The sequence below is a fragment of the Micrococcus sp. LASM2_SD2 genome (assembly GCF_057364565.1).
This window is the reverse complement of the sequence record NZ_JBNFOB010000348.1, coordinates 1-1,637: the sequence shown is the minus strand read 5'-3', so window position 1 is coordinate 1,637 and position 1,637 is coordinate 1. Positions and strand designations below refer to the sequence as shown.

Here is a 1,637-nt window from a genome sequence, read left to right as displayed (position 1 = left end):
CCGGCGTCCAGGCGGTGCGCCGGCTGGGCTGAGCCTCCCTGACCGGCACGACGACGGGCCCGCACCTGACAGCGTCAGGTGCGGGCCGTCGTCGGGACGGGTGGGGTCAGCGGGCGTGGAGGGTCCGGCGGTACACCGTGCGGCCGGCGGCGTTCACCAGGCTGACACGGAACTCCTGGCCGTCCTCCGGGATCTCCACGTGGCCGAAGTACTGGTGCTCGCCCGAGCGCGGGGAGCCCATCACCGGGCCGGCCTCGTGGAAGTCCACCCGCGGGCCGAAGGTGCCGTCCAGCTCGTTCGGGCCGAAGGAGCCGGCGTTGATCGGACCGGCCACGAACTCCCAGAAGGGGCTGAAGTCCGTGAACGCGGCGCGCTCCGGCGCGTAGTGGTGCGCGGCGCAGTAGTGGACGTCCCCGGTGAGGAACACGACGTTGCGGACGTCGTGGTCCTTGATCGCCCTGAGCAGGCGGGCCAGCTCCAGCTCGCGGCCGAGCGGGGCACCGTCGTCGCCGTTGGACAGGGACTCCTGGGCCTTCCCGTCCGGCACGATCAGCCCCAGCGGCAGGTCGTTGGCGACGACCTTCCAGGTGGCCGTGGAGGTGCGCAGGCCGTGGATGAGCCACTGCAGCTGCTCCTCACCGAGCAGCGGCGTCTCGTGCGGCTCCAGCCCCGGGGTGTTCTCCCCCTTGTAGGTGCGCATGTCCAGGGCGAACACGTCCAGGGAGGGACCGCGGGAGATCCGGCGATGGATGCGGGCGGGCTCGAAGCCGCTGCCGCCGCGCAGGGCCGTGGCGTCGGCGATCGGCATGTACTCCTGCCAGGCACGGCGGCCGCGGCGGGCGAGGGTGTCCACGTCCCGGACGGTGTAGCGGGGGTCATCGAGCACCTCGCCGGGGTACCAGTTGTTGGTGGTCTCGTGGTCGTCCCACTGGGCGATGACCGGCACCTGGGCGTACATCGCGCGCAGGTTCGCGTCCATCATGTTGTACCGGTGGCGGCCACGGAACTCGTCCAGGGTCTCGGCCACCTTGGAGACCTCCTCGGTGACGAGGTTGCGCCAGGTCGGCTCGCCGGGGACCTCGACGGTCTCCTGGATCGGGTTGTCCGCGTACACGGTGTCCCCGGAGTGCAAGAAGAAGTCCGGCTTCAGCGCCGCCATCGCCGCATAGCCGCGCATGCCACCGATCTCCGGGTTGATGCCGTAGCCCTGGCCTGCGGTGTCCGCGGTCCAGACGAAGGACTGGGCGGCGGAGGTCTTCGGGCCGAAGCGCCTGCCCGGAGCGGTGCGGAAGGTGCCCACGGCGGACTCGCCCATCCGGCCGTGCTCGTCCTCGAAGGCGTAGGTCACCTGGAAGCGAGTGCCCGAGGGCAGCCGGTCCGCGAGGATCTTCGCGGTGTGGTCCGTGCGCGCGTCCACCCAGCCCGAGCGCAGGCGCAGGCCCTTGGCGAAGCGGCCCTTGAGCACCCGGCCGTCCTCATCCACGGCCCGCAGCGTGGCGTGCAGGCGGCCGGTGCCGGAGGACCGGGACCACAGGACTGCCGAGTTCGAGCCGACGTCCCCGGTGGCCACACCGGAGGGCAGGGTCAGACGGGAGGCCACCACGGCCGCCGCGGCGCGCGCGGACGAGAGCCTGCGG

1 protein-coding gene is annotated in these 1,637 nt (G+C 72.3%); it reads right to left on the bottom strand.

All coding sequences use genetic code 11. From position 1 onward, the window contains the following. Positions 1-106: 106 nt before the first annotated feature. Positions 107-1,637 (bottom strand): alkaline phosphatase D family protein (locus tag AC2W7A_RS12245; RefSeq protein WP_485991585.1); only part of this gene is annotated, 1,531 nt, incomplete at its 5' end.